The organism is Simiduia curdlanivorans (genome assembly GCF_030409605.1).
GTDB lineage: Bacteria > Pseudomonadota > Gammaproteobacteria > Pseudomonadales > Cellvibrionaceae > Simiduia > Simiduia curdlanivorans.
In genome coordinates this window covers 349,174-374,902 of record NZ_JAUFQG010000006.1, presented here as the reverse complement: position 1 = coordinate 374,902, position 25,729 = coordinate 349,174, and the positions used below count along the sequence as shown (strand labels likewise).

The 25,729-nt window shown below is 46.8% G+C and carries 9 protein-coding genes; all 9 read left to right on the top strand.

The genetic code is table 11. The annotated features are described in order from the left end of the window. The first annotated feature begins 19 nt into the window (after positions 1-19). The gene (locus QWY82_RS15555) at positions 20-13,153 is read left to right on the top strand and encodes a filamentous hemagglutinin N-terminal domain-containing protein (RefSeq protein WP_290264207.1); all 13,134 of its coding nucleotides are present in this window, start codon (positions 20-22) and stop codon (positions 13,151-13,153) included. A 22-nt stretch (positions 13,154-13,175) separates the two neighbouring features. After that, positions 13,176-14,129, top strand: coding sequence for a substrate-binding periplasmic protein (locus QWY82_RS15550; RefSeq protein ID WP_290264205.1), 954 nt, complete (start codon positions 13,176-13,178; stop codon positions 14,127-14,129). Between the two features lie 183 nt (positions 14,130-14,312). Beyond that, the gene (locus QWY82_RS15545) at positions 14,313-16,916 is read left to right on the top strand and encodes a TonB-dependent receptor (protein WP_290264203.1); all 2,604 of its coding nucleotides are present in this window, start codon (positions 14,313-14,315) and stop codon (positions 16,914-16,916) included. Between the two features lie 81 nt (positions 16,917-16,997). Then, the gene (locus QWY82_RS15540; RefSeq protein WP_290264201.1) at positions 16,998-17,702 is read left to right on the top strand and encodes a SapC family protein; all 705 of its coding nucleotides are present in this window, start codon (positions 16,998-17,000) and stop codon (positions 17,700-17,702) included. A 20-nt stretch (positions 17,703-17,722) separates the two neighbouring features. Beyond that, complete coding sequence (locus QWY82_RS15535; RefSeq protein WP_290264199.1) at positions 17,723-19,279, top strand: tryptophan halogenase family protein; 1,557 nt, start codon at positions 17,723-17,725, stop codon at positions 19,277-19,279. Between the two features lie 17 nt (positions 19,280-19,296). Next, the gene (locus tag QWY82_RS15530) at positions 19,297-20,796 is read left to right on the top strand and encodes a tryptophan halogenase family protein (RefSeq protein WP_290264197.1); all 1,500 of its coding nucleotides are present in this window, start codon (positions 19,297-19,299) and stop codon (positions 20,794-20,796) included. A gap of 295 nt (positions 20,797-21,091) precedes the next feature. Next, positions 21,092-21,967, top strand: a complete 876-nt coding sequence (gene nagK / locus QWY82_RS15525) for an N-acetylglucosamine kinase (RefSeq protein ID WP_290264196.1) — start codon at positions 21,092-21,094, stop codon at positions 21,965-21,967. A 25-nt stretch (positions 21,968-21,992) separates the two neighbouring features. Continuing rightward, complete coding sequence (locus QWY82_RS15520) at positions 21,993-24,350, top strand: beta-N-acetylhexosaminidase (protein WP_290264194.1); 2,358 nt, start codon at positions 21,993-21,995, stop codon at positions 24,348-24,350. A 40-nt stretch (positions 24,351-24,390) separates the two neighbouring features. Next, positions 24,391-25,707: a sugar MFS transporter gene (locus tag QWY82_RS15515; RefSeq protein WP_290264192.1), complete on the top strand. Its 1,317-nt coding sequence runs from the start codon at positions 24,391-24,393 to the stop codon at positions 25,705-25,707. The last annotated feature ends 22 nt before the right edge of the window (positions 25,708-25,729 follow it).

The window sequence follows — 25,729 nt, the reverse complement described above, 5'->3', positions numbered from 1 at the left end:
ATTTTACAGAGATATACCTATGAACGCTAACACCACAGAAGTGAAAGGCAAAGCTTGCTCGTTGTTCGTGTCTACGTTATTAGCGCGTTCAGTTAGTTTGAATACGTTATTAGTGGGTGGATTGTTCAGCTCGGTAATGGGGTTTTCAAGTTTGGTGGCTGCTGCACCCGAGGGTGGTGTGGTGGTGGGTGGCTCAGGGTCTATTGATGCACCAAATGACGATAAAGTGACGCAGGTCAATCAATTTACTGATTTGATGGCCGTGAATTGGCAATCTTTTAATTTGGCTGCCGATGAAAAAGTGCTATTCGTTCAGCCGTCGTCATCCTCTTTGGTGTTAAATCGGATTTTAGACGATAACGCTAGCACTATTCGCGGCTCGATTGACGCGAATGGCCATGTTTTGTTGGTGAATCCGAATGGTGTGTTGTTCACTGAATCTGCCAGTGTAAACGTCGGTGGTATTGCGGTTTCCGGTTTAGATATTAATCCCAATGATTTTATGAATGGGGATTATAAGTTAAGCGGTGAAGTGGGGAAGTCAGGTTCTGTTATCAACTACGGTACGATTAACGCCTCTAGTGCTGCATTGCTTGGAAAGCGTGTTGAAAACCACGGCCTCATAAAGGCTGATGTTGTTTCCCTGTCAGCGGCGGACGAGGCGATAGTTACCTTTGATTCCGATGGGCTTATTGGTGTGCAAATCTCCAAGGCAGTTCTCGAGAAAGAGGCCGGGGTGGAAAATGCCGTATTAAATGCCGGCACCATCGAAGGCAAGCAGGTTTTATTGGACGCATCTGTATCTAAAGATTTATTTGATGCAGCGGTGAATAACACTGGCTCTATTAAGGCGCAGGGCATAGATACGAGCGGTGGAAAAATTAGGCTTTTTGGTTCCGGCGGCGCGGTAAAGGTTGCCGGCAGCTTGGATGCTAGCGGTGACGCCTTAAAAGGTGGTTTGGTGCATATTGAAGGCGATCACGTTGAGTTGACGGGCCAGGTAAGGGCTAACTCAGCTGCTGGGAAAGCAGGCGCTGTCGATATATTGGGCGAGCAAGTAGCGCTTCTCTCGGGCAGCTCGGTCGACGCACTTGGTGCGACTGGTGGTGGCGATATCCGTATTGGTGGTAGCTACAAAGGTCAAGATAGAACCCTTGTTCACGCTGAAAAATCAATTGTGGAGAAAGGTGCTAGGGTTGCCGCCTCTGCGACCGATAACGGTAGCGGCGGCACCATTGTGGCCTGGGCTGATGCTGAAGGTTTTTATTCCGGACGATTTGAAGCGAACGGCGCGGGCACTGGCAGTGGTGGCTTTATCGAAACCTCTGCGCGTTCAATCTACCTCAATGAAATAACTGTTTCCACTCGAGGCGCCAGTGGCGCAGCTGCTGGTGCCTGGTTGATTGATCCCGATTGGTTAGAGATTGTTTCAGTTTTAGATGCTGATTCAACTAAAAATAAAAATAAAATCTCGGTTAGCATGGTTCAGGAAAATTTATCTGAAAATAATTTAATTATAGAGTCAAGTACTTATTTACCCCCGGTCGAAAATAGCCAGCGAACGGGTATAAAGTTATCGGCTGATTTACATTTTGAAAGTACTGCTGGTCACACGCTGACGTTAATTGCTGATGGCGCCTTGGATTCTAGTGATGCTCTCGGCATTGAATTAAATGGAAATATCACGAGTGAAGCAGATGCCAACGTCAATCTAACACTTATTTCAAATAAAGATATTGAATTCAATGGCGATATTAACCTTGGCGCCGGCGCACTTGACGCCACAGCTGTTGGTGATGTGGTGGTCGCGAAGGATCGTGAAATTGAGGTAAGTAGTTTCAGTAGTCGTTCTGGTGGTGGTTTTGAAAATAATGGAGTAATTACCAGTGCAGGAACTGTCACTATTGAAGTTGGTGACGAGTTGCTCGCCGGTACTGATCTGAGTGATGCTGAGATACTCGCTGAGCTAGGTCAGGTTAATGCTGCATCTATCCTGGCTTATGCTTTAGGTGGAAAAGTTACTTTTTCGTTTGAAACTGACAGTTCAAATCCTAGCGCTGATTACGTCATTAAGAACGATGGCGGGCAAGATGTTCAATCACTTAAGGTTAACGCAGAAGGCTTGTCTGTCTATGCAGAGATTCATGGCGAGAGCACGGTCAATTTTACGGGTGAAAAAGTAAATGTCAGTGTGGACGTTTCGGATGCAAATGACCCTTCAAACTACGCTTTCGGGCTCGTAGAAAAGACAGGCGGAAGCGCCGGCGCCAAAAATAGTCAGATTGTTATCAGTGGTGATGGTAGCGGTACTGGTGGTTTTCATCTCAAGGGCGTTGCAGCGGTAAATAATACTCGCAGGCTTGTGTTAACTAGCGATGATGACGCAATAGAGCTGGATGATTTAGCTACAGGTCTCGGGATTCATACCGCTTCAATCGAATTTACTGGGTTGAGCGAGGTTGATGCCGGAGAGGGCGATGACTCAGTAACAGGTATTGGCGAGTGGACGTTATTAGGTGCTAGTGGCAGTGCACGGAATAGCGATATTGATTTTAGCAGTATTAAATATGCCTTGTCAGAAGCAACGGTTCTTAAAGGCTCTGAAATTGCTGATAGCGTGACTATTGTTTCGAGTTCAGAACTTGAAGCTTGGGATATTACCTTCGGTGTTACGGGTGGCAACGATTTTACTCAGGTTGATTTGGGCAATCATGTAGATTCTGACGGAAAGTTCATTCTAGATGAAGTTACCGGTCTGAGCGCTGAGGATTGGATTGACATTACCGAAAGCAAGGGCGCCACTAACGCGGGTATTAAATTCACTGGCTTAGATATAGCAAAAACCGATGCAGTGACCTTAACCGCCACCGCCGGCAACGATAATTTCACTGACGTTTCTCGTAATTCAGTCACCTTTAGCGGCATCAAATTTACAACGTCGGCGAGTGACTTTATTAATGTGGTCGGCGCAGGCGGAGAAGATACCTTAACGGCTGCAGGAGCCAATGTAACGTTGGTTGCCGACGGCTCAAACGATGTGTTTTTGGATAATACCCGCTTCGAAAACTTATTTTCCGTTGCTGGCGCGGATATTACCGGTACCAATTCCGTTGATAGCTTTACGCTGTCGACCACTGACGATAATGCACTCAAGGTTAATGGAATAAATTTCACCAACGTCGGCAAGGTCGATGGGCAAGGTGGAAATGACACTGTCATAAACGGTGATGCATGGACCTTGGGTTGGGATAACGCCACGGCAGCCGCAGAAAGCCGTGGGGTTGAGTTTAAAAACATCTACTCTGCCGATGGTATCAGTAGTGTACTTACCGGCTCCGTCGATGCAGACAGTTTTTCACTCGAGGGTAATACCGTTATTGGCAACGGCATTCGCTTTACCGTAGCTGATGGCGCGTCGAAGTTTACGGTAGTTAACGCCGGTGGTGATACCTTTGACGAGCTAGATGCGAAGGGTGGCACAGTAACGTTAAGGGGCACCGATAATGATGTTGTATTTGAAACCATCGATTTTAACGGATTGGATCTGATCGATGGCGCGGTCATTCAAGGAACAGATGCCGGTGAGACCTTCGCATTAACTGAAAATAACGCATTAACCGTTAAAGCTATCGATTTTACGTCTGTATCGACCGTGTTAACCGGCGATGCCAACGGCGTAAATAGAGCGACCGGTGGTGCGGGTTGGACGTTAATCGGTGGTAATGCGGTTAAGCAAGCCGAGAGTCGCGGTGTTACTTTTACCGGGCTGGATACAGCCGTAGGCTCATTGAGTGTTTTAACGGGCTCGGCGTCTGATGACGTGTTCACCCTTTCAAATAGTGCTGCAAAAGTAACGGCTAACAGCATAGAGTTTACCCGCACGGGCGGGGGTGATTTTACCACTATTGACGCGGGTGCTGATACGGATACGCTTAGTGCAACGGGCCTATCTGTCGCGCTTAATGCAGGTGAAAAAAGTGTAAGGGTATTTGACGCACTTAATGTTACCGGCATTGATGTTATGACGGCGGCCGCACTGGTAGACGCTGGTAATGTTGCTCGTACTTATGCCTTTGATGACGCCAATATTCTTGATGACGCCAATATTCTTGATGTGGCCAGTATCAAAATCAGTGGTCTAACAAAGGTTAAGGCCGGCAGTTCAGATGCGGACATTGTAAATGGCATTGGCGAATGGACAATGCTGGGTAGTAACAATAGTGCCCACAACAACGGCATTGATTTTGAAGACATAGAGTTTGCGAATTCGGCGTTCACAACGCTGAAAGGTTCAGCCGTCGCAGACATTGTCGACGTACTTGCCGCTAACAGTGTTAAAGCGTGGGATATAACCTTCAATGTTACGGGTGGCAACGATTTTACTCAGGTTGATTTGGGTAATCATGTAGATTCTGACGGAAAGTTCATTCTAGATGAAGTTACCGGCCTGAGTGGTGAGGATTGGATTGACATTACCGAAAGTAAAGGTGCCACTAACGCAGGTATTAAATTCACTGACTTAGATATAGCAAAAACCGATGCTGTTACTTTAACCGCCACCGCCGGCAACGATAATTTCACTGACGTTTCTCGTAATTCAGTCACCTTTAGCGGCATCAAATTTACAACGTCGGCGAGTGACTTTACCAATGTGGTCGGTGCAGGCGGAGAAGATACTTTAACGGCTGCAGGAACCAATGTGACGTTGATTGCCGATGGCTCAAACGATGTAATGTTGGAAAACACCCGCTTCGAAAATCTATTCTCTGTTGCTGGCGCGGATATCACCGGTACCAACTCCGTTGAAAGCTTTACGCTGTCGACCACTGACGATAATGCACTCAAGGTTAATGGAATAAATTTCACCAACGTCGGCAAGATTGATGGGCAAGGTGGGAATGACACTGTCTTGGATGGCGATGCATGGACCTTGGGTTGGGATAACGCCACGGCGACCGCAGAAAGCCGTGGGGTTGAGTTTAAAAACATCTACTCTGCCGATGGTATCAGTAGTGTACTTACCGGCTCCGTCGATGCAGACAGTTTCTCACTCGAGGGTAATACCGTTATTGGCAACGGCATTCGCTTTACCGTAGCTGATGGCGCGTCGAAGTTTACGGTAGTTAACGCCGGTGGTGATACCTTTGACGAGCTAGATGCGAAGGGTGGCACAGTAACGTTAAGGGGCACCGATAATGATGTTGTATTTGAAACCATCGATTTTAACGGATTGGATCTGATCGATGGCGCGGTCATTCAAGGAACAGATGCCGGTGAGACCTTCGCATTAACTGAAAATAACGCATTAACCGTTAAAGCTATCGATTTTACGTCTGTATCGACCGTGTTAACCGGCGATGCCAACGGCGTAAATAGAGCGACCGGTGGTGCGGGTTGGACGTTAATCGGTGGTAATGCGGTTAAGCAAGCCGAGAGTCGCGGTGTTACTTTTACCGGGCTGGATACAGCCGTAGGCTCATTGAGTGTTTTAACGGGCTCGGCGTCTGATGACGTGTTCACCCTTTCAAATAGTGCTGCAAAAGTAACGGCTAACGGCATAGAGTTTACCCGCACGGGCGGGGGTGATTTTACCACTATTAACGCGGGTGCTGATACGGATACGCTTAGTGCAACGGGCCTATCTGTCGCGCTTAATGCAGGTGAAAAAAGTGTAAGGGTATTTGACGCACTTAATATTACCGGCATTGATGTTATGACGGCGGCCGCACTGGTAGACGATGGTAATGTTGCTCGTACTTATGCCTTTGATGACGCCAATATTCTTGATGACGCTAATATTCTTGATGTGGCCAGTATCAAAATCAGTGGTCTAACAAAGGTTAAGGCCGGCAGTTCAGATGCTGACACAGTAAATGGCATTGGCGAATGGACAATGCTGGGTAGTAACAATAGTGCCCACAACAACGGCATTGATTTTGAAGGCATAGAGTTTGCGAATTCGGCGTTCACAACGCTGAAAGGTTCAGCCGCCGCAGACATTGTCGACGTACTTGCCGCTAACAGTGTTAAAGCGTGGGATATAACCTTCAATGTTACGGGTGGCAACGATTTTACTCAGGTTGATTTGGGTAATCATGTAGATTCTGACGGAAAGTTCATTCTAGATGAAGTTACCGGTCTGAGCGCTGAGGATTGGATTGACATTACCGAAAGCAAGGGCGCCACTAACGCGGGTATTAAATTCACTGGCTTAGATATAGCAAAAACCGATGCAGTGACCTTAACCGCCACCGCCGGCAACGATAATTTCACTGACGTTTCTCGTAATTCAGTCACCTTTAGCGGCATCAAATTTACAACGTCGGCGAGTGACTTTATTAATGTGGTCGGCGCAGGCGGAGAAGATACCTTAACGGCTGCAGGAGTCAATGTAACGTTGGTTGCCGACGGCTCAAACGATGTGTTTTTGGATAATACCCGCTTCGAAAACTTATTTTCCGTTGCTGGCGCGGATATTACCGGTACCAATTCCGTTGATAGCTTTACGCTGTCGACCACTGACGATAATGCACTCAAGGTTAATGGAATAAATTTCACCAACGTCGGCAAGGTCGATGGGCAAGGTGGAAATGACACTGTCATAAACGGTGATGCATGGACCTTGGGTTGGAATAACGCCACGGCAGCCGCAGAAAGCCGTGGGGTTGAGTTTAAAAACATCTACTCTGCCGATGGTATCAGTAGTGTACTTACCGGCTCCGTCGATGCAGACAGTTTTTCACTCGAGGGTAATACCGTTATTGGCAACGGCATTCGCTTTACCGTAGCTGATGGCGCGTCGAAGTTTACGGTAGTTAACGCCGGTGGTGATACCTTTGACGAGCTAGATGCGAAGGGTGGCACAGTAACGTTAAGGGGCACCGATAATAATGTTGTATTTGAAACCATCGATTTTTACGGATTGGATCTGATCGATGGCGCGGTCATTCAAGGAACAGATGCCGGTGAGACCTTCGCATTAACTGAAAATAACGCATTAACCGTTAAAGCTATCGATTTTACGTCTGTATCGACCGTGTTAACCGGCGATGCCAACGGCGTAAATAGAGCGACCGGTGGTGCGGGTTGGACGTTAATCGGTGGTAATGCGGTTAAGCAAGCCGAGAGTCGCGGTGTTACTTTTACTGGACTGGATACAGCCGTAGGCTCATTGAGTGTTTTAACGGGCTCGGCGTCTGATGACGTGTTCACCCTTTCAAATAGTGCTGCAAAAGTAACGGCTAACAGCATAGAGTTTACCCGCACGGGCGGGGGTGATTTTACCACTATTGACGCGGGTGCTGATACGGATACGCTTAGTGCAACGGGCCTATCTGTCGCGCTTAATGCAGGTGAAAAAAGTGTAAGGGTATTTGACGCACTTAATGTTACCGGCATTGATGTTATGACGGCGGCCGCACTGGTAGACGATGGTAGTGTTGCTCGTACTTATGCCTTTGATGACGTCAATATTCTTGATGTGGCCAGTATCAAAATCAGTGGTCTAACAAAGGTTAAGGCCGGCAGTTCAGATGCGGACACAGTTAATGGCATTGGCGAATGGACAATGCTGGGTAGTAACAATAGTGCCCACAACAACGGCATTGATTTTGAGGACATAGAGTTTGCGAATTCGGCGCTCACAACGCTGAAAGGTTCAGCCGCGGCAGACATTGTCGACGTACTCGCCGCTAACAGTATTGAGGCGTGGGACATTACCTTCAATGTTGCGGGTGGCGGTAATTTTAGCGCGATTGATCTTGGCACCGATACCGGTGATACGGTTACAGGTATAGGCGCAAGCGATTGGACAGACATTGCAGCCAATAGCGCTACCAACAGCGGCATTCAATTTATCGGCCTCGATGCGGCCAATACCGATGCAGCTATCTTAACTGGTTCGGCGCTCGATGATGAGTTTACGGATGTTAGTGGTAGCTCGGTAACTTTCCAAGGAATTAAATTTAGTAAAAATAGTGGTGAGTTTGAAAAGGTCTTGGGTGGTGGTAGTACCACTGGTGACACGCTATTTGCTGGTGCTGCAGCGGTTACTTTAGTCAGTGATGAAAATGCAGTGCTTTGGGGTAACACCCTTTTTGAAGATCTCGCGGCTGTTCAGGTGGGCAGTATTTTTGGTTCGACGGGTGTCGATCAATTTATTATTACTGGCAATCAAGCACTGGTCGTGAAATCGATACAGTTTACTGGTGTGAGTGAAGTTGATGGTGGGGATTTAGCGGGCGGTGATAGTGTGTCTGGTGGTGCAAGCTGGACTCTAGATTGGGATGACCTTGATCCTTCGATAGCAATTGCTGAAAGTCAGAATATTCGTTTCAGCCATATTGGTTCGGCTCAAGGTAGTTCTCGAGTACTTGTTGGTTCCGGCGGTGCTGATATTTTTTCAATCAATGGCAATATCATCACAGCTAATGACATTGATTTTACGGTTGTTGGCGGTGAATCCTTTTTGTCCGTCGATGCTTTAGGCGGGGAAGATTCTGCAAGTGGAGCCGATGGCTTTTCATGGTCATTAATCGGGAATAAGCACGCTGTTTATAACACCACGGAATTCTTTGGTTTTGAAGCCTTATCGGGTGCTGCAACGAGTGCCTTTATGTCTGCTGATGACGACATTGTTAACGTAATTGCACCCAATAAGATATCTGCCTATAACATGACGCTGGAATCATCCGCAGCCGCTGGTTTGAGCCGTGTGGATATGTTGGGCGGGGACGATGTGGTTGGCGCGAGAGATGGCCAAACATTTGAGCTATTAGCCGAAGATAAGAGTGTTATTACCGATGGAATTACTTTCCTAAGCGTCGAGCGGGTTGAAAATGGCAATATTATAGGTGGTGAAGCGGGTATTAATTTTATTATCGATGTGGATGGTAAGGTTACTGCAGGCGGATTAGATGTAACCAATGCTAATGGTATTTCTGGTGGCAGTGGTTACGATACGGTGACCAGTGAAAATGATGAAGCTTGGACTATTTTAGGCTCCAATTCTGCCCGAAATATGGCGCAAATTTTTACTGATATTGAATATATCGTTAGCCGTTCGGCAGAAATATTCGGAAGTGCGTTAGGCGATACCTTTAGCTTGCTGTCAAATGGAAATTTACGTGCAAATAATATGGACGTTAAATTTCAAAATGGATTGCACGCACTGCACGCCGGATCTGGTGCCGATGTATTCACCGGCTTCTCGGAAACCCAATATTCGTTGACGGATGAAGTTGGTAGGCTTTCTATCGATGCTCTTTCTTTAGCAATTAGCAGCGTTGAGACTATCAACGGCGGGCATTTAATTGGTAGTGAACAGAGTGAAATATTTGTTGTTCAAGGTCTGGGCAATGTTCGCGTTAATCAAATGGATTTCAATAATTTGATTAGTCTTACTGCTGGCGAGTCTGTGCTGGATGCCGATGAGGTTATCAGTCTGGCGGGTGCGCAATGGGAAACCTTAAATGCCGCGCAATCCGAACACGCGGGTATTGTATTCAGCGGCTTAGAAAAGGTGAGCGGCGACTTTGATACGCTAATTGGAACTGTCGATGACGATCTATTTTCTATCGATGCTGCAGGTGTTTCGCATAATGGCGTGCTGTATAGCTCTAGCGCAGTCGCTGGGCTCGCCACCGTTGATGGTATGGGTGGTCAAGATACGTTAATTGTAGATGATTCTTATGGGTTTCAGCTCACTTCGGTGTCTGGCCAAGGCAAAGTTTCTGAGTCTACTTTTAGTCGCATTGAGTTGGTAGATGCTAAAACAGTTTTGGCTGATGCAAGTGGCTCCTCCGTTGCAATTAATGGTAACAATCAGATTACTGTTAGCGATATGACTGTTTCTGGCGCAACTCAATTCTTTGGGTCTAACGTTTTCGATTCCGTATCTGGTGGTAGCGCTTGGCAGTTACTCAATACGCCCGGGGTTGCCATTGCAGATGGCATTGAGTTTTCCGCTATTGAGCGTGTTGAAACGTCGGCAAATGTCATTTCAAGTGTTGCCGATTCAAATACTGTTTCGGTTACCGATGCGGCGCATTTCAGATTACAGGATATTGACTTCACGTCACTGGCCGTCAGTGGATTTTCGCAACTCAATCTTGGTGTTGGGGCTAATGAAGTTAGTGCAGATAACGTCAAGCTTGAGAATAGCGACCAATCTATCTGGGTCGAAACCCTATTAATAAGTGGTGTTGACAAAGTATTGGCGACAAATTTAAGCGGAACGGAGAGCGATGATAGCTTTACGGTGCTAGAAAATTCTAACATCGCCGCTCGACTGATAGAGTTTGAAGGGCTTGTGTCTATTAATGGCGCGGGCGGCCAAGATAGCATCGCTAACGCAGGTGCTGTTGTTTTGCTGGGCGGGACTCAATTTACCGCAGCTGACTATAACCTAGATAGTGTAGAGTTTATTCAGGCGGATACATTAATTGGTAGCACTGGCGTTGAGAATTATGTGCTCTTTGAAAATGGAGAAATTGGTGTTTCGGGCCTGACCTTTTCAGGTTTAGCCTCCGTGGCGTCGGGTGGTGGTGAGGATGCGGTGCAAGCGCCGGTGAACTCAACTTGGCTTATTGATGGCAACGAAAAATTGACAAATAGCGGCGTTGAATTCACGGGGATGCGCTTCGCTTCCGGCGCTGAGAAACTCTTTTCTACCGGCGATTCTGATGAAACCTATGAACTGATTGCTGGCAACAGCCTGCGCCTCGGCGGTGTAAGCTTTTCGGGCTTGAGTGAATTGGATGCAGGGCTTGGGCAAGATCAGTTGATCGGCGCTGACGGTCAAGTTTGGCAGTTACTCGGTAGCGGCGAGTTTGAGTCTGGTGGTGTAAATTTCAAGCAAGTGGAATTGGTTACGGCAACGGATGCGGGCTTAATCCATGCCACCGGGGTTGCCGAATTATTCGACGTGAGTGCTGAGGGTGCATTGCTGTCTGTCGCGGGAGTAGATTTTTCTGGTGTCACTAGGTTAATAGCAGGTAGTGAAGACGCATTGAGCCTCAGCGCTGGACAGTCTCTTGCGCTGACCAATGCCTTTGGTCAAGTACAAATCGCTAGTTTGCTTGCCACTGGCATGAGCGACGTTAGCGGACAGGCTCTGGTACTGAGTGGTACTGATGTAGAAGATGAATTCCAGTTGGGTATTAATGCTAATACGTTAGCTGTAGCGGGTGTCAATTTTGCCGGTGTTTCTGAGATTCTAGCTGGTACCGGTAGTGATCGGATAATTGGCACCGTTGGCGCTGATCAATTCGACTTAAGTGCTGCCGGTGACATTGCAGCTGCTGGCATGGTTTTTACTGGTGTAACTCAGGTGGATGGCGCAGGCGGTAGCGATTTGGTAATGAACGAGGGTGCCGAGTGGCGCGCGCTTGTTATCGAAGGTGAATTGGCTGAGCGAACTGCGTTGGCAAACTTAGGTTCTGTGTCGGTGTTATTCACGAATTTAGAAAGCGTCAATAATACGGGTCGCTTCAATGGGGCTGCATTAAGCGGTGAATATGTATTTACCGATGTAAACCAATTGCAATATGCAGGCATGACGTTTAATGGCTTAAATTATTTACAAGCTAATGGCGCTGCTGACACCTTGGTTGGGGCAGATGTAGACCTAAGCTGGAACCTCATTTCAGGTAGCTCAAGCTTTAGTAACGAAGCATCCAGTGTTTCTTTTGCTGGAATAGATGCGTTACAGCTTGGAGCCGGTAGCGATTCTGTTGTTGTCAATGGCGCAAGCTTAACGGCGATGCATACTGGCGGCGGCGATGACAGCGTGAGTTTGCAAACGGGTGGATTGCAAACCTTAGACTTAGGTGTTGGTGATGACCGGCTCGATATACTAAGCCATGAATTTGCTCCAGCGAGTTTAAGTGGTGGCTTAGGCAATGATACTTTAGCGTCCGGCGTTGCCGGATTGGGTTGGGATTTGGCGGCCACTGCTGAGGGTGAAAGCGGCTTGGGCAATTACGTCTTTGCACAGTTTGAGGCTCTACTCGATAGTAGCGAAAATCTTCAGGTTGAATCCCTCGCCGATACACAATTGACGGGCACTGGCTTGATGACGGGTGGTATGAGTTTAGAGTTTAGCAACGCTAATACACTCGCGCTTACCGTTAATTCGTCATCTGAGAGTGCGGTGAGTGGCGACGTGAGCGTTAGCGACGTTAGCATCACGTCTGCGGGCGATGTCAATATCTATACGGATGTAGATTTGATAAGCATTGATACCCAATCTACAGGCATTGATATTGCCTTAGTCGTTAAAGATGATATAAAAATTAATTCAATTAATGCCGGCTCAGGCGATATAGATTTAGCAAGTGAAGGCATTGGCAACCTGTCAGTTGTTGAAAACAAAGTCAATTTCACCGCCGCAAATTTAGTATTAGGTACCAATACAGAACCTTTCCTTGCGATCGGCGATCAATTTGCACCGGTGACAATGAATGTTAGCCAGAGTGTAAATTTTGTTGGCTTGAGTTTTGTAGAGCCTTTGTATGTGGGTGTTGTGCCTGTAACCTCTAGCTTTACCGGTGATCGAATTGAGTCGGTCTATGGCGAGCAGGCGGGGCAGGGGGTTAAGAGTGCTGTGCAAACGGCGGTGGAAGATTTTTCACAAGTCGACCCGGCTATTTTTGAGGCCGTGAGCCCTTATAGTGCCAGTGCGGATGCGGTTGCCACGGGTGAATATCGTCTCGTTGCCGGGGTTTTATTACCTGTTGATGCTACCGCCGCTGGCGCGGAAACTGACGAAGAGGAGGGCAAGAAAAAGCCTGCCGATGAAGCAGAGAGCAATGCGGTTACGCCGATTTTATTTCCGGAAGAAGCGGCATTACCGGAGTTAAAACCTGGATATAGTGAAAGCTACCACATTAAAGAAGGCGATACACTTTGGGATATCGCAGAGAAGTTTCTTAAAGACCCTTATAAATGGATTGAGCTTTGGCAGCAAAACCCCAAGGTAAAAAACCCCAACTTAATTTACCCGGGGGACGTTATCAAAGTGATCATCATTAACGGTAAGGCGTTTTTGACCATTCGGTTCGAACCCCTGCCCGAACAAAAAGACCCTGTAATAGCCTTGGCGAGCTCTGGGTTTGGCGGGTTGGATACCAACCTCGTAGCGCCGGCTATTTAGCGCAGAAAAGAGCATTTAGACGATGGTTGATCGTCTAAATGCTCTTTTTCAAGTTAAGCTCCCCCTAGCTGCTAAACTCCACTGTGGGAGTGGGAGAAACTATGTGGTTAGGCATCTCATCGTTTATCTATTTGTTTTCTATCTAACAAATAGCCTTTTTGCATCTGCTGAGCCGGCGGTGAGTAGTGCGCTTATCGGCGTTCCAACAGACGTTTATCAAGATTATCTGCTCGTAGAGCCGTCTTCCTTCTATACCAGACCTAGTTATGCTCACCCAAACTCTCGCCGCGATGTAGTCGAGTTGTTCCTTCTGCAACGAGCGCTGGTGCTCGGCGGGTTTAGCCAAGCCATTGAAATAAGGCCTGTGGATGGGTATTTACGCATCCTTCAGCAGCTATCTGAAGGCAAAATCACGGTCACCGGCACCACTGTGTGGGACTTCGACGCGAGAGAGTCAGTTCAGGATATGTGGGTCAGCGATGCCATGGTGCGCCGGGGGGAGTTTGTGGTGGGCCTGTATACGCGGGAACGCAATACCGCCGTTTTACAATCGCAGACACTGCCTGAATTGCTTAAATTGACACCGGTGACCAACCGTAATTGGAAGATGGACTGGAGTCTTTTAGAGCAAATGGGTTATCGACAGCTTCAATATGCCGGCAGTTGGGACTCTATGGTGCGGATGGTTTTAGCGGGTCGTGCAGATTTTGTCTTGGCGCCATTCCCCTCGGGCCCCTCGCTGAATATAGATGCCGGTGACGGGCGTTACTTAGAGCCTATTCCGGGTGTGAAGGTTGCATTTCCGGCCGAGCGCGCTTTTGCTGTGAGTAAAAACACACCCTTTTCCCAAGCTCTGTTTACGGCTTTACAAATTGGCCTTAAAGAGATGCGTAAAAGCGGAGAGATCGAGCAAGCCTATAAAGACTCAGGCTTCTTTAACGCCCAGAGCCAGCAGTGGCTGCTGATATACCCTTAGCGGTATCTCCAGTTGCATTTCTTTGTTATCTAAAATAAACACCAAAAGCTGTTGACAACGTTGTCCAAACGTCATAATGTCAGCCTACCGACAACGTTGTCTTCAAGGCTCAAAGAGGCTCACGGCGGTTGTTAGGAAGTTCTAGGTCATTCAAATAACAAGTTAGAACAGAAGGGGACATACATGTCTACAAAACTTAGCGATGCGATCAAAACAGTCAATCGCGCCCTGATCACCTGCGGATCTTTGGGTGCGATGGCGTTTATGAGTACGGCTGCAATGGCGCAGGTCAGTGCCGAAGAACAATCCGCGATTGACTCAATTGAAGAAGTGCAGGTGTTGGGTATTCGTGCCTCGATCCAAAAATCTATGGATGTAAAGCGTGATAGCAAGTCAATTGTTGACGTTATCACTGCAGAAGATATGGGTAAGTTTCCCGATAAGAACGTCGCCGAATCGCTTCAGCGTGTACCGGGTGTAACAATTCAGCGCCAATTTGGCGAGGGTGCCGCCGTTTCGATCCGCGGTGCTGGTGTGGATTTGACTCTGACCACGTTAAATGGTCAAAACGTAGCATCAACCGGTTGGTTCGTGCTCGATCAAGCACGGCGTTCCTTTAATTACGAGCTGCTCCCTTCTGAGCTCGTGGGTAACCTGGAAGTTTACAAATCGTCTCGAGCAGATCTTCTTGAGGGCGGCGTTGGTGGTACCGTTGTTGTTAATACGCGTAAACCGCTTGATCTCGATGCAAATACTGCATATGCATCCATAGAAGGGGGCTATGGCGACGACTCAGAGCAATGGGACCCAATGCTTTCTGGCATGTATAGCTTCAAAAACAACGAAGAAACAATCGGCGTGATGGTTTCTGCTGTATACCAAGAGCGCGCTTTGCAGCGTCAAGGTAATGAGGCCTTTTGGGAGTGGGGCGCAGGCCCAGTTGCTTTTACCAATGATCGTAAGCGTCAGGCTTTAACCGCGACACTTCAGTATCAGCCTACGGATTCGCTTGAATTTGCATTAAACGTAATGGATATGCAGATGGAAGCCAACAATACCAACTACGCATTGTGGTTGACGCAGGCAGATACAAGCTGGGGAAGTGGCACCACAACAGATTGGATCGACGGAACTCAAGCCGCTGGGCCTTTGAATGTTGCTTATTATCAGGCTCGTCCACGCGAAGCGACCATGAATTCTGATGTGGTTGATCTGGAAATGAATTTTCATGGTGACGGCTTCCAAGTTCATGCGCAGGTTGGAAGTACGAACTCCACGGGTGGTACAGACTTCGAAGCCGTCTTTGATGATGGTACAGGTGGCACGCCGATTGTTGGCGGGACTTATGATTTTACCGGCGGTGGTCAAACATGGGATCTGCCGAACGGTATTCAGGGTGCGAGCTTATCTGAATATAACCCTGGTTCGATCGTAATGGGCACTGGTTCGGCCTTTAATGCTACACCAAAAACCGATGGCGAAGATTACCTGCAAGGTGATATCGAGTTTGATGTAGACCTTGGTCCGATCACGTCTATTAAAACAGGTGCTCGTTATGCTGAGCATGAAACAACCAGTCGTCAATTTCAGTTCACTCAAGACCCAACGGCGAACTTGGTTCTAGATACCAGTGGTATTACGAGCACTCTCGACGTAGGCGCAGGTGGCTACTCAATTCTCCACGTGAGTGATAGCGCCATGAAAAATTTGGCGCGCGCCTCGATTACTGGCCGTGAAGAGAGTCTAGGTTCCTATAGTAACGTGCAAGAAGATAATGCGGCCGCTTATGTAATGGCCAATTTTGAAACTGACGGCATCAGCGGTGACTTTGGTGTTCGCTATGTTCAAACAGAAGCGTCATCTATCTATTATGTGGGTACCGAGCGTCGCACTGAGTCAGGTGATTACTCTGAAGTATTGCCAAGCTTAAACGTCAAGATGGATTTAACGGATGAATTAATCTTACGTACTTCTGCAGCCCGTGTTATGGCACGCCCGCAGTATGGTGATATGTATTACAATCCAGATGTACGCGGCGCCAATGACGATTTGCCATCGAACCAGTTCTATGTTTTGGGTAGCCCTGGCTTGTTACCATACGTTGCTAATCAGTATGATGTTGGTTTGGAGTGGTACTTTGATGACAGTGCAATGGTTTCATTTGCACTATTTAAGAAAGATGTGGCCAACTTTGTAACCTTCTCTAACGAAGAAAATGTTGCGACTGATGATCTGCCTGTACCCGGTTTCGGCGGAACGCTTCGCCCAGATGAACTCGAGTGGACAGTGCAGCGTAAAGCAAATGGCAACAAAGGCGATATCCGTGGTTTCGAGCTGCAATACCAGCAATCGTGGGATAGCGGTTTCGGTACCATTGTGAACTACACCTATACGGATGCGACTACGTCTGAAGATTCATACACCGATAGAAATGAGCAGCTGAGCGATAGTTCAGAGCACGCTTATAACCTTACCGGTTATTATGAAAATGATATGTTCCAAGCTCGCCTTTCGTACAATTGGCGTTCTGAGTATATGATTCGCGAAGTAGGTTCGTACGGTAATCGTCTGCATGATGACTTTGGTTCTCTAGACTTCAGTTCATCAATGCATGTGACCGATAATATTGATTTAAAATTAGATGTTATTAATATTACGGGTGAATCTTCACATCAATATGGTAATAATAACTACCAAACTAATTACAGTGGTTTTGCCGAAGGCTTCCCATTGTATGAGTATGAGCAAGCGCGTCGCATTGTTCTCGGTGCAAGCGTAAAGTTCTAACCGTGATATGTGTTAGGTAAGTAGAAAAAGGGGGCTTGCCCCCTTTTTTGCATTCTAGTAAATGTTATTAAGGTTGTTTCTATGGCTAGTCATTGGACCCCGTTAAGTTTCGAGCAACACGGCCACATGAGGGTCAATGCAGAAGGCTCAATAAGGAGCTTGATGAAAACTAACATGGTCACCGTTGTTGTTAGCGAATTAGCGAGTATCGCAGCAGAATTACCGGTTTTTTTCGTCAAAAACTCAGAAACGGGAAGTTTTGAGCTTGTTGCACTCATGGGCTTTTCAGTAGATAGCAATGTTTTCTTTGATAATGGGGTTTGGCGAGGTATCCATATTCCATATTGTGTACAAAACTTACCTTTTGTAATGGCAAGCGTTGAAGAGGATAAGTACGTATTGTGTGTCGATGAGAGTTCTGATCAGTTTAATGCTCATATTGGGCAGCCGCTATTTGAAGCGAGTGGTGATCAGACCGAATATCTTATGAGCATCGTAAAAAAGTTACTGGATTATAAAAGTAAGCAGGAAACTACGGCTCGGTACCTAGAAACCTTATTAGAGTTTGATCTATTGGCGGAGCAGAATCTCACGCTTGACCTAGTGGGCTCTGAAAGTGTTTCTATCGGTGGCGTCTATCAGGTAGATATGAAAAGGTTATCACAGTTAGCTGATGATAAGTTTATTGAGCTGAGGCGTCGTGGTTTTCTAACGGCTGTTTACGCTCAGTTACTTTCAATGCAAAAGTTGCGTGAACTAGCTCGCCTTAATTTGGCAGTTTCCTAAATCATTAGTGGGTTTTTATCTTGAATATTAAGCCAGTAAATGTCATAGCAATTGTTGGTGGAGGGACGGCAGGTTGGCTCGCAGCTTGTCATATCGCCAAAGAAAAAAGCTCGAACGGTAATGGTAGTGTTAAAGTCATCCTAATTGAATCTCCAGATATTCCTACCGTTGGCGTAGGTGAGGGTACTGTGCCCTCTATTCGTCAATCCTTGGCGTCTTTTGGGATACCTGAGTCTGACTTGATATTAAAGTGTGATGCAACCTTCAAACAAAGCATTAAGTTTGTAAATTGGCAGAATAATCCAGATGTTGCAGGTACGCATTATTATCATCATTTGTTTGATTATCCGATTGTAAGCCCAATAGATACTGTGCCGTATTGGCTATACGGGCATTGTGAAGGTAGAAGCTTTGCGCATAGTGTGTCAATTCAAGCGGGCTTTTGTGACGCGGGTCTGGGGCCAAAGAAAGTAACCGATAGGGAGTACGAGGGCGAGGCTAGTTATGCGTATCATTTTGATGCAGGAAAATTTTCAACCTTATTGAAAGATAAGGCGATCGAAGGCTTTAATGTGGTTCATTACAGAGCCAATGTATTGGGTGTTGTTAAATCAGAGGATGGGTACATAGAAAAGCTTAAAACTGATGCGTTAGGTGATATTGCCGTTGATTTTGTTGTTGATTGCACTGGTTTTTCTGCAGCCATTTTAGAAGGGGAAATGGGGGCGCGCTTCGTTGATAAAAAACAAATACTGTTTTCTGATAGAGCGCTTGTTGCACAAACTAAATACCCTGAGGCTAATTCTGAAATACCTTGTTCAACTATTGCCACAGCTCAATCGGAGGGATGGATCTGGGACATAGGTCTATCTAATAGGCGAGGGCTAGGTTATGTGTACTCCTCTCAGCACTGTTCCTCTGAGCGAGCTGAAGACGTATTCGCTAAGCACATTGGTGATGATGCGTTAATTAGCGATTTTCGAACCATTAATATGAGAATCGGCTATCGAGATAGGTTTTGGATTAAAAATTGCGCCGCTATAGGCTTGGCGCAAGGCTTTGTTGAGCCGTTGGAGGCAACTGGCTTGTTGATGTTCGATGTGACGGCAAAAATGCTTGCAGCCTTATTACCTTGCGATCCCACTCTTATATCGGCTGCCGCTAATAGATTTAACGATCGTGTAGCATTCGCATGGGAGGGGGTTATTGACTTTGTGAAACTGCATTATTGTATCTCAAACCGATCAGATACTTCATTTTGGCAGGATAATAGAGATATTAGCTCAGTTCCTGATAGGTTGTCAGATCGGCTTTCTCTTTGGTCAGAGCGTGCACCAAATGATTTTGATTTTGGTGATCAATTCGGCATTTTTCATCGAGAGAATTTTGAGTATGTTCTTTATGGTATGGGTTTCAATCCTAGCTTGAAAGGGCAATGTATATCAAATGAATACATTTCTTCCATGTTAAATTTTAGTGCCTATATGTCTAAAACTCTGGACAGCAAGAAAAAGACTTTGCTTCCTCATAGGCAGCTTATAGACAAAATTCATCGATATGGAATTCAGAAAATCTAAATTTTTTGGTTTAACATATGAAAAAGATATTGATCGTTGGTGGTGGTTCGTCTGGTTGGATGACAGCTATTTATCTCAATAGATACTTTAATCAAAACCGAAGTAATTTTGAGATAACTGTTTTAGAGAGTGATGATATAGGGATACTTGGCGTTGGTGAGGCTACGGTTCATAGTATTCGATTCTTTTTTGCTGCTATGGGGTTAGATGAACGAGAGCTCATTGAAGAAACTAACGCCACTTATAAAACAGGGATAATGTTCAAAAATTGGATGAAACCAGAAAATGGTCAGACGCATGAGTATTTTCATCCGTTTGAGCCAAACGATCAAACAGATCGGTTTGATGTGTCCACACATTGGATGCTAGGCGAGCGATTTCAGTCTGAACGTTATGATGAAGGGGTTTGCGCCTCATCCCATCTGATAAAATCCCACCTTAGCCCTAAGTCGAAAAACTCTCGGCCTTATTCCGGTTTAGTCCCATATGGTTACCACATAGACGCTGTGTTGATGGCTCGCTTCCTGCGTCGCAAGGCTACAGAAGCGGGTGTCTTGCATATTGTTGATACAGTCACCAAGGTTAAGACCGAAAAGGGCTCGGTGACAGCTGTTTTTACCGACAGTAAGATGCTTGAAGCGGATATCTTTATCGATTGCACCGGTTTCAAAGGTTTGTTAATTGATCAACTGCAGGCTGAAAACTGGGAGTCATTTGAAGATGTGTTGCCGTGTAATCGTGCTGTGGCGATACAGGTTGGTTATACGGAGCAGACTGACATTAAACCTTATACGCTTGCCACTGCCTTGGATTATGGCTGGGCTTGGGAAATCGATTTGGCCAATAGGCGTGGTACTGGCTATGTCTATGATGGTTCGCTGCTCTCTAAAGAGGATGCTGAGCGCGAATTAAGAGCTCATATTGGCGAAGCCAGCAAGGGATGTACAGCTAAGCATCTGGAAATGAAGATAGGTTGTAGGAAGCAATTCTGGATTGGTAATTGTATTGCGGTGGGATTGTCTGGGGGTTTTATTGAACCCTTGGAATCAACGGGGCTGCACATTATAAATATTGGCGCAAAACTACTGTCTACCCATCTTTCGAGTTCAGACCTGAATAACAATGTCCGATTGTCATATAACAAGGCTATGTCGGGTGTTTATCAGGACTTAAAGCAGTTTATCGTTTTGCATTACTGTTTAACGGATCGCGATGATAATGCCTTTTGGCGCAAGGCTCAGGCCTCAGTTAATGGTTGCCCAAGTTTAGGTGAAAAACTCGGGGTATGGCGATCCAAGATTTGCGAGTACCTTGATTTAGCCGGTGGCTATACCACGACCTTCACCGATGAGAACTATCGATATGTCTTATATGGAATGGGACATTTTCCGTCTTTAAGCCTCGATGTTGATGTCGCCGAATTGGAGCGCACCCGGGACGCTCACGACAAAAAGGTCGCGGAAATCTGTCATCAGGCGGTTCCCCATAAGGATTTAATTTCAGAATACAGAAAGTAAAAACACTCGTTGACAACGTTGTCCCAAGTGGGTACTGTTAGACAACGTTGTCCTTGGCTTAGGCCATTGCTAGCGTGGGTTTCAAAGGCGTGCTGCTTCGCAACCGCACACACCTTTGTCTCTTTCCTCTCGTAGCTATGCTCTCTTGCGGGTTGGTGGCCTGTCAGTCCCAACCCTTCTTTTTAGCGCGATTGAGGTATGAATTCGGAACAGGCAGCATCGGCTGTTTATCGGTTAATAATAAGTGAATAAGCTGAGGTGAGTGATGGGGCAGGTGCCAATCGGAGAGGGTGTGATGTACCTTGGCATTGACGGTGGTGGCAGTAAAACCAAAGCCATTCTTGTAGATGAGAAAAATCAGCTGCTGGGTGAAGGTATTGCTGGCGCAGCAAACCCGCTGCACGGTGTAGAGCAAACCATTACTTCAATTACCCTCGCCGCTGAGCTTGCGTTGGAGTCTGCGGGCATAGCGCGCAGTCAGCTCTCTCGCTTGGTCGTTGGAGCGGGGCTCGCTGGGGTGAATTTACCGGATCTGTTCAAGATCATGACTGAATGGGATCACCCTTTCGCCCAGTTTTTCCTCACCACTGATTTGCATATTGCTTGCTTGGGCGCTCATTCTGGCGCGGATGGTGCGGTCATTATTACCGGTACTGGTAGCTGTGGTTACTCAACAGTTAAAGGTAAGTCACTCATTGTCGGTGCACATGGCTTTCCCTTTGGCGACAAGGGCAGTGGTGCCTGGTTTGGATTGGAGGCGTTAAAGTATGCGTTACTCGCCTCGGACGGGCTGGCCGATGACTCGCCATTGAAAGCTAAGGTTGAAAACAGCCTTAAGGCAAAAGGCATTGATCTTGTGGGAAAAATGGTGGGAGCAACGTCGAAGGAATATGCCCAACTGGCACCCCTAGTGATGGATCTTGCCGAACAGGGAGATCCTGTGTGTGTAGCCATGGTACAAGATGGCGCTGATTATATTTCGGCCGTAGCGACAAAGCTTTTAACGCAAGGTGCAAAACGGCTTTCCATGATTGGAGGTGTTTCAGAGCGATTACAGCGCTGGATGTCACCGGATGTGGTTTCCCGTTTAACACAGGCGCAAATGCAGCCTGAATTCGGTGCCGTTTTATTTGCCAAGCGAGAACTGTTGAGTCTAGACAAAACCGCCTAATAATAATTTGATGACGAGGTCATTTGTGAAGTTAGCCTACGTATTACTACTTGTTGTTTTTGTCTCTGGCTGTGGCAAATCTGAATCTTTTGCGCCGCCAGTTAATGTGGCTGTGAATGGCGATTTTGTTCAGAGCGAGGAGCCACAACCCCCTCGTATTATTCCATTGCCCGCGTCGGTAAAACGGCTTGAAGGGCAGTTTTCGGTCAATGCGCAAACGGTAATTGTAGCAACGGAAGATGCGTTACCGATTGCACAATATATTCAATCGCAGTTTGGGCCTGCTACGGGCTATCGTTTTCCTATTGTTTCTAATCAAACGGCTGATAATGCTATTGCCTTGATACTGGACGATAAAACCTATGCAAAAGAGGCTTATCAGCTAACTGTAACCGAGCAAGGTGTACAAATTAAGGCGTCAACGGCCGTTGGTTTGTTTTGGGGCGTACAGTCATTGCGGCAGTTATTTGGCAGTGATATTGAGCTGAATGCGCCGGTAAATAAACACGCCTGGCCACTTCCTGCGGTCGATATTCAAGATCAGCCCGCCTTTTCATATCGTGGCATGCATCTCGATGTGAGCCGCACATTTTTCCCGGTGTCTTTTATCAAGCAATACATCGATTTGTTGGCGATGCATAAGCTCAATTACTTCCATTGGCATTTGACCGATGATCAGGGTTGGCGTATTGAGATTAAAAAATACCCCCGCCTCACAGAAGTTGGCGCTTGGCGAGATGAAACCGTGGTGGGACATACCTACGATCGGGATGGGTTATATGACGGCCAGAAACTCGGTGGCTTTTACTCTCAAGCCGAGATTAGAGATATCGTAGCCTACGCGCAGCAGCGTCAGGTGACTATCATTCCTGAGGTTGATGTGCCGGGTCATGCGTCGGCGATTCTCAAAGCATACCCTGAGTACGGGTGCGTCAGTAAGGAATTTAGCGTTCAGAAGAATTTTGGTGTTTTTCCTGAAGTACTTTGTCCTACTGAAAAAACATTTTCCTTTTTAGACGATGTTTTCAGCGAAGTTGTAGCGCTTTTCCCGTCGCCCTATATTCATGTAGGCGGAGATGAAGTCAAAACCGAGCAGTGGCAGAGCTGTGCAGATTGCAGCGCCATCATGGCGGAAAAAGGTCTCAAAGATTATCTAGCCTTGCAGGGTTATTTCATAAGCCGCGTTGAGGCCTCGATCAACAAAATGGGTCGTAAAATTATCGGCTGGGATGAGATTCTCGAAGGCAATGTTGCACCTAGCGCAACTATCACCTCCTGGCGTGGTATCGAAGGTGCAATACACGCGGCCAAAGAGGGGCATGATGCCATTATGGCGCCTGGCTCGCATTTGTATTTTGATCACTATCAGTCGCGCTCAATTGACGAGCCTTTGGCGATTCATGGATTAACCCCGATTCGGGAAACCTATAGTTTTGAGGTTATCCCTGAACAATTGCAAAACACTGATGCGGCGAAAAGAATATTGGGCGCACAGGGCCATCTTTGGACTGAGTATGTGCGCTCGCCAGCGAAAGCGGAATACATGGTACTGCCGCGTATGAGTGCACTGGCAGAAGTTGTTTGGACTGATGTTTCTAAGCGCAGCTGGGAAGACTTTTCTAAACGTTTGCCTGCGTTAATGGAGCGTTTCTCTACCAAAGGTTTGAATGTTGCCAAAAGTACTTATGTCGTGAATGCACAGGTAAGTCATTCGGCAGCGGGCTTTAGGGTGCATTTGTCGAATGATATGCCTGAGGTTAATATTTTTTATACGTTAGACGGCTCTTTACCTAACGCCCAGTCTCAGCTCTATATTGAACCGCTATTGCTACCTAAGGGTGCAATCGTTCGTGCCAGAGCACAGAGCAAACTAACCGGTGAGATGTATCTAGAGCGTCGATTGACTCTGCAATCACATAAGGCGGTTGGCGCAAAGGTGACCCTTAAGGTTGATGCCGATAGAGCTTGGAACACGCAGCCTGAAGTTTCGCTAGTGGATGGTGTTTTAGCACGCGATCAAATTTTTCAGTTGGATGACTGGGCCACTTTTCCAGGTGAATCTTTCGAAGCCATCGTAGAATTTCCTGAAACCATTCAAGCAACACTGTTTAATCTCGGGTTTAATGCTGGCAGGTTTCGTCATTTTTATGGGCCGACTGCCTTAGCGTTATGGTCGTCTGAGGATGGTGAGAACTGGTCGGCGCTGGCAAGTGCCACAGCTGCAGAAATTGATGAGCAGTCGGTTTCAGCAAGCTTAAAATTTGAGCCGACGCGCATGCGCTATTTAAAGGTGAAAGCAGAAAATCAAGCGCAGCGATTTTCTACAGAAGACAGTAAAATGGTTCCTGTAACCTTGTATATCGATGAAATTATTGTTCAATAGTAACGTTTAAAAACTAAAAAAATATAAGAGTAGGTGTAATATGAGCTCCTCAGCTGTGGTTTCTCAGAAGCAAGAAAGTACCTTTGTGCCCATGCTCATCATTGGCATACTTTTCTTTATCTTTGGGTTTGTGACGTGGCTTAACGGTTCGTTGATTCCCTTTTTAAAAATTGTTTGCGAGCTCAACGAGTTTCAAGCGCTGTTTGTAACCTTTGCTTTTTACATAGCCTATACTTTTATGGCGCTACCCAGTGCCATGATCCTGAAAAAAACAGGTTACAAAAGTGGTATGGTCATTGGCCTGGTCGTGATGGCTGTTGGGGCTTTGTTGTTTATTCCGGCGGCCCAAACGAGTCATTACGCGCTCTTTTTAGCCGCGCTGTTTATCTTAGGCACTGGCCTAACATTACTGCAAACGGCGTCCAACCCTTATATCGTTTGTATCGGCCCGCGTGAGAGTGCGGCGATGCGCATCAGCGTGATGGGGTTGGTCAACAAGGCTGCCGGTATCGTAGTGCCGATACTGTTTACCGCGTGGATTCTAACTGGTATGGATCAGTTTGATGACGCTGTATTGGCATCCTTGACTGAGTCTGAGCGCGCAACCCGCCTCGCAGAGCTGTCGTCCCGTTTAGTGCCGCCCTATATTTATATGGCTATTGCGCTGTTGGGCTTAGCGGCGTTTGTGAAGCTTTCACCCCTGGCGGAATTAACTTTAGAGGAAGAAGCTGAGCAGGTAGAAGATAAGCTTGGCATTTTAGCGTTTCCACAAGTTATTTTGGGCGCATTGGCATTATTCATGTACGTGGGTGTGGAAGTGATTGCCGGCGATACTATAGGCCTTTACGGCCGCAGTTTAGGTGTGGCGCACTTTGGTTCGCTAACCTCTTATACCATGTCGTTTATGGTGCTTGGCTATATATTGGGGGTTGTTGCTATTCCTAAATATTTGAGTCAAGAGCGCGCCTTGTTGATGTCGGCTTTGCTGGGTCTTGTGTTTACCGCCGGTGTTATGTTTGCCTCCCCGTCGTCGGATTTAATTAGCGGCGTATTATTTGGCTGGGCAGGTATTCCCACAGTACCCAATACGGTGATGTTTTTAGCTTTGCTGGGGTTCGCCAACGCGTTGGTGTGGCCTGCCATTTGGCCACTGGCACTCGAAGGGCTTGGTAAATACACCGGTACTGGTTCTGCACTCCTAATCATGGGAATAGCTGGTGGCGCTTTATTGCCCTTGGCCTACGGTCACTTCTCTTCCGTGTCTGAAAATCCGCAGATGGCCTATTGGGTGATGATTCCCTGTTATATTTTTATTCTTTTTTATGCATTGAAAGGCCACAAACTACGTCAGTGGTAATTTGGTTGATGTTTTTCAGTTT

What these genes read in the sequence shown, in the direction of transcription:
- QWY82_RS15555 (WP_290264207.1), top strand. Translation starts at nt 20, where the DNA reads ATGAACGCTAACACCACAGAAGTGAAAGGCAAAGCTTGCTCGTTGTTC.
- QWY82_RS15550 (WP_290264205.1), top strand. Translation starts at nt 13,176, where the DNA reads ATGGTTGATCGTCTAAATGCTCTTTTTCAAGTTAAGCTCCCCCTAGCT.
- QWY82_RS15545 (WP_290264203.1), top strand. Translation starts at nt 14,313, where the DNA reads ATGTCTACAAAACTTAGCGATGCGATCAAAACAGTCAATCGCGCCCTG.
- QWY82_RS15540 (WP_290264201.1), top strand. Translation starts at nt 16,998, where the DNA reads ATGGCTAGTCATTGGACCCCGTTAAGTTTCGAGCAACACGGCCACATG.
- QWY82_RS15530 (WP_290264197.1), top strand. Translation starts at nt 19,297, where the DNA reads ATGAAAAAGATATTGATCGTTGGTGGTGGTTCGTCTGGTTGGATGACA.
- nagK (WP_290264196.1), top strand. Translation starts at nt 21,092, where the DNA reads ATGTACCTTGGCATTGACGGTGGTGGCAGTAAAACCAAAGCCATTCTT.
- QWY82_RS15515 (WP_290264192.1), top strand. Translation starts at nt 24,391, where the DNA reads ATGAGCTCCTCAGCTGTGGTTTCTCAGAAGCAAGAAAGTACCTTTGTG.